We start from the raw sequence: 5,880 nt of genomic DNA on the forward strand, positions 1-5,880 counted from the left end.
ACTCATAAATTTCATTAATCACAGAGACCCTCACCATCCAATTCACACAATCACTCTCTCAATCAAACACCACCACATCTCTTATTTTTTTTTTTGAGAGAGAGAGAGAGAGAGAGAGAGAGAGAGAGAGAGAGAGAGAGAGAGAGAGAGAGAGAGAGAGAGAGAGAGAGAGAGAGAGAGAGAGAGAGAGAGAGAGAGAATGTGAAGACACCGGGTGCAATAGTAACAGACAGGTCAAATCACATGGCCTCTCTCTCTTTCTCCAATCTATCTTGCAAACCATTGTTGCTGGTTGATTTACCTTGATCGAATGAGAGTGAAGGACCTATTGGGTGAAATAGAGTCATTATCGATTGGACTTGCCACGACAGGCTAGTGGGTGGTGGTGGTGGTGAATAACTACCAATTCTAGATCATAGAGATGAGGATGAGAATGGCACACAAAACGATTGAGAGAGAGAGAGAGAGAGAGACAAGGTGAAGACCGCCGTCGTCGATTTGGGGGCCATGTTTGAAGTTTGCTTCTTTTCTTGATTGAGCCATTTTGCCACTGCATGTCGAAATGGTAGACGCCGCAACAAGATAACAAATAATTGATGGCTACATGCTACAAGTATTTGCCGACCATTTTTTTTTCTTTCGTTTTTGAGCAAGAGAGAGAGAGAGAGAGAGAGAGAGAAAGGAAAATTGAAATTGCAGAAGAAAAATACCAAAATGGCCAATGGGACCTAGCACCAATACTAATTGAGTGGTCCCATAAATTAACTTCTCTATATGATATCTCATTCTATTTCCTCGTCATTCAAGTGGTCCTTATTGGCCTCAAGCTCTTCGATCTTTTCTTTTTTTTTCTTGTTTGAGGAGAAAATCAATTAACCACGTCGACATTCAAAAAGCAATCAAAAGTGGATCATTTTTTCACTAGAAATATAAGAAAATAAATAAATAAAATTAATTCTTGTTGTTGATTATGAATAATTTTAAACAATAGCATCAAACAAACAAAAAAGGGGAAAATTATTACAAAATTGATGGCAATCTTTGAATGGAAAGTTTTGATGTAAATCTTCCCCTTTTAGTACATTATTATTGTTGTGTAATTCCGATTAGATTCAACAACATAATTATCTCTCTATTATATTGGTGAATGTAAACAACAATGTTACCTTAGATAAAATTGTTGAAAGGAAATGGTCGATTGTTACTTTATGATACTTAATGTCTATAATGTTTTGTTGCTTGTGTGTGTGTGTCGAGGTAAATTATCACATCCACAAGTCTAAAAGTGTATTATGAAGTGAAATGAAGTGAAAACATTCTCATTCCATTTGATCCATAGTACACCAAGTAACAAAACAAAAAAAGATTGAAGATCAAACGAATGTAATTTACCTCACACGATGCAATGTCTGCTGCCAAGTTTACCAAAACATATTCTAGATTGCTTTCTGTTCACAATTCAACAAAGTTCGAGTCGATGGTTCAAACGATTCCTTCTACCTTTGACCTTTTACCATTTCATATACCTAGAATAGAGATGTTACATTTGGCAATTAAGTTGCAAACATTAATCATTGAAAAACAAAGAACTTTTAACATCAACAAAAGTTGGAAAAAAAAACATAAGCAACTTAGAGGAATGAATAGATTTGTTTGTCTCAAAACAACATTCACCTTTGATCTATTTAATGTGAAACTTTGTTGTTTTTTTTTTTGGTCTTTTCAATGGCCAGGTGGTCGACTTGCACATGGACAATAGTGAACTCTATCAATAAGACGCCCTTATGATGTTGTTTGGTTGCCAATGTGTACAAAGTATCATTAAAAGTTTATTAAAACCTTATTATTTTTAGCCTAAGTCGTTATCTAATCTAATCATAAGATATTATCTTATCTAATTTTATCTTATCAACACGTGATAATCCGGTGGAGCATTATCCGTTGAAACATTGAATACTGTCGCCCTGTGCCGGGCGTATGACGCCCAATCAAGTCTATTGTGATTGTCAATGTGTTGAGAGAGTGGAATACACCTTATTGGATGTGATAATGGTGTAGTTGACGGTTTAATCATTACTAATTTTAATTCTTTTCTTTACGTTTTGCTATTTTGATTCAAATTCCTTAAAATCTTTCAAAATCAATGCAAAATTTATCAATAATCGGTTTATCGGTTATAGATGTTATATTTATTTTATATGCACCCAACAAAGACAACATGATGCAACTCACAACTTATGCTTCGATCATATGGAAGCTTATTACAGCAACCAAACAAACAAAAAAAGCAAATCGACCCTTCTTCTCTGTTGCCCACAACCTTTGGTCTAAACCAAAACAAAAAAAAAACATGAAGTAAAGCCGAACGAACGAACGAACGAAGAACGGAACGTTCATTTGAGTATAAGATAATGTCTCTATTAAGCAATGAAAGGAAAGCTGATCGAGGAACATAACACAAACGATCAATTGTATGCTTCTGGCGTACAACATTAGCGTCCACCTGTTGACCATTTTGTGTTGTTGCCTTTCATGTTCCCTCAATCTCATTCACTGTGACTTCTTCTTGATTATTCTCATTCAGTTGATCAAAATGGTCGATCTCTAGGTGGGTGGCTATCGCGGCAATGACGCTACACACGGAAATGTACGCACACACACACACACGCCATTGGGCAAATGGTTGAACGTTTGTTTTTTGTTTTTTTTTTGTTTTGTTGCCTTCGGTCGCCGAAAGTTTGAGATGATAATCATCATTCAAAGTGGCCATGTTCGAAAGCAGTAGGTGATGTTTGAATCGTTTTATAAAGAGAGAGAAAGAGGGAGGGAGGAGGCCAATGGTAACATTGGCCGATGCCATCATCAACCGTCACCAGGTTTTAATCGTATTCGACAATCGGCATCATCACGGCTCATTATCAGGTGAGACAAATCATAATTGCCCACCAACACTTGCCGGTGAATCCAATTGAAATGATGATGATGTTGACGATCAAGATTTTCGGTTTGTCGTCATCTTTATCGTCATCGTCGTCGTTCACATTACCAACAATTGAAATTGACAGTGAAATTATAAAATGAAATATATAAAGAATAATACAATAATAGGAATCTACCATATATTATTCATATGAGGTTTTGTTCCATTATACAATAATTGATTGGAAATAAACATAAATTCAATGTATCGAATCAGAACAAGATATAAATTCCCCGTTTTATTTATTTATTTGATGATGATGATAGAATCAAAATTTCTAATGATCAATAATAAATAATGATTTGCCTTTGAAAAAAAAAAGAGTAAAGAGAACATAATTGTTCTGAACATAATTTCGTTGTTTACCCACTAATTATAATTGATCATATGATCACCTTGGATCAATTGATGATTAGTGTGTACGAATCAAAATATATAAAATATATAAAAAGCTAAATAATAATAATAATAAAATGTTAAAATTGATCAAGTGCAATGGTGCAACCAATTACCACAACAGAACATTGATATAAAACATTAAAAAAATAATAATCTTTAGTTGTTCAAATTGTACGTTTGTTGATTGGATTAATTGGATTCATGTTCAAGCAATAGAAAACGAAACAAAACGTTATTTTACTTGATCCTATTGAATCAATCATTAATTTTTTCTTGATATATTGATATATACGTTGAATAATAATAACTAGCAATCAAAAAAATAAAATAAATTTATTTATATACAATGTTAGATTTGTTTTTCTTGTAATGTTGAATAGATAATTGATAACCAATTGCGTGTGTTGCATTCTTAAATTCGTTGTCGATTAATGAAAGGTGTCGCATCTTTCAGAGGGAGAGCAAAAGAAAGAAAGAAAGAGATGAGGATGAAGAGGAGGAGGAGGAGGAATAGGATAATGTAACCATGGTTAATTGATCAGTAATATTTAATTGATTTTTTTTTGTTTTGGTGGCATTCATTTACAATTGTTGCTTTTATATATATATTTCTTTTTATTATATTTGTGAACATTTCACGTTATGTTCACCATCAATGCATTGATGCTTAGTTGGTGATGGTGGTGATGTCTCCATTGATTGTACATCTTATTCATGCGTGAATAATGGTTCGGCAACAAGAGACAAGAGAGACGAAGAGGATGAAGACCAAATGAAAGATAAGGATACCACACACCTTGAGAATTGATCATTGCAAAGTGTAAGCAGATCAATTTTGTTTTAGGTTTTGAACATTCAAATGTCAACATATAGAATTGTGATCTTATGAATAAAATAACATTAATAAGAAAAAAATGTGTCCCAATCACAAATATAGTAATTTATTCCAAAAAAATAAATGTTGATCGCCATTGGTGGTGATAATATCGTTGGTGGTCTAAATGTCTAATTCAATTCATGTTTAATCACCATCACCATCACCTTTCCTGCCACTCCAATTCTCAAATAAGATGTTTAGAGAATAAGATCATTGAATCACGACATCACATCACATCAAACACCTGAATGTCTCAATAAATGTTCCAAACCAAGAAAAAAAATATAATAAAATAAATGATTTATATGTGAAATATATTTATTTATATATATATTTATTCACTTGATCCTATTCGTTTCCTCTCCCTCTCTCTCTCTCTCTGTTTGTCATGAATATGAAATTGATCTATTTATTGAAAGTATATAAGCATTGAGCTGATGAAAATGTATGTTTGACCTGTCATTCTTTCAGTTTAAATCATTCCTTCCTTCCTTTCTTTCTCTAATTCTCCCTCGATATGATTGGCGTGTTGGTGCCACCACCACCACCACCATCACCATCGTTGGTGGCAAATTGTGATGTGGTGTGTAGTGTTCGATGATGTTGATGATGATGTTGATGGTGGTGGTGGTGGTGGTGGTGGTGACCCATCGACATCGAAGACATCGAAACGGCATAGAGAAGGCTCAACAACATACAGATTGTGTATGTGTGTGGCAAATTGTCTTTCACTCAATTGGCTATATCAAGCCGGCTAAGCATGTCTCGATGCTTCGATGATCTACATCTTCATGCTGTCAAAAAGACATAACAATTCGAGAGTTGGCCCCAATGTATTTGGCCAAAACATTTTTCATTGATTCGAGCATGACTGAACATTGTTGAACGAACAAAAATCTTTTTATTTTTTATTTTTTATTTTTTTGGCTTTGCTTTCCCGAACACACAACAAAAACCAATGGCATGATACACGCCATTGGTTGCATAATACATTCCTACTATATATCTAGTTCAAAAAGGTGCGGTAAGTGCAAAAAGAAGTACAAGAAGAAGAAGAAGAAGAAGAAGGAGAATAAAAATTCAGAGAGATGATGTTTTATATACTGACTTATGATCTTTGACCGTAAAGTTTTTTTTTTAGTAATAGTGGCAATTTGGCATATCGGTTTCGCATCAATTCCTATACCGAAAAGTGAGAGAAAGAGAGAATATAAATTGTCTATCATTTATTCCACGTAAATTAAAGTCAAATGTTAAAACCATAAAGATTCACATATCAAAACATAAATCTAATGTGAAAAGTGTGTCGTAGAATATATATATAGTTTTCTATATAGCCAGGTGATCTTCAATCACGAAAACCTTTGGTAATTTTTAAATTTAAATAAATCAAAACAAACAAACAAACAAACCGGAATATTCAATTTTAAAGCACAAATGTGTGGTCTAATTGTAAGGTGATCTTCAAATGCCCATTTGGCATATAATGATAGACCAAATGGATAACAAACACCAATCTTCTCTCTTTAGATGAACCCTCCATTCATCATTATCATTTACCGATGATTGAATGCTTCTTTTCTCTTATTCTATGATTGTAAGAACAAGAAGAAGAAGAAGAAGA

At 33.6% G+C, this 5,880-nt stretch carries 2 protein-coding genes; both read right to left on the minus strand.

Annotated elements, in window-relative coordinates; genetic code table 11:
* Positions 1-58 precede the first annotated feature (58 nt).
* On the minus strand, positions 59-238 hold the full coding sequence (locus QRY16_RS21340; protein WP_289777986.1) for a hypothetical protein: 180 nt from the start codon (positions 236-238) through the stop codon (positions 59-61).
* Positions 239-2,530: 2,292 nt separating this feature from the next.
* A complete protein-coding gene (locus QRY16_RS21345) occupies positions 2,531-2,863 on the minus strand; it encodes a hypothetical protein (RefSeq protein ID WP_289777987.1) in 333 nt (110 codons plus the stop codon).
* Between the last annotated feature and the right edge of the window lie 3,017 nt (positions 2,864-5,880).

Source organism: Mixta mediterraneensis, from assembly GCF_030283135.1.
Classification (GTDB): Bacteria; Pseudomonadota; Gammaproteobacteria; order Enterobacterales; family Enterobacteriaceae; genus Pantoea; species Pantoea mediterraneensis.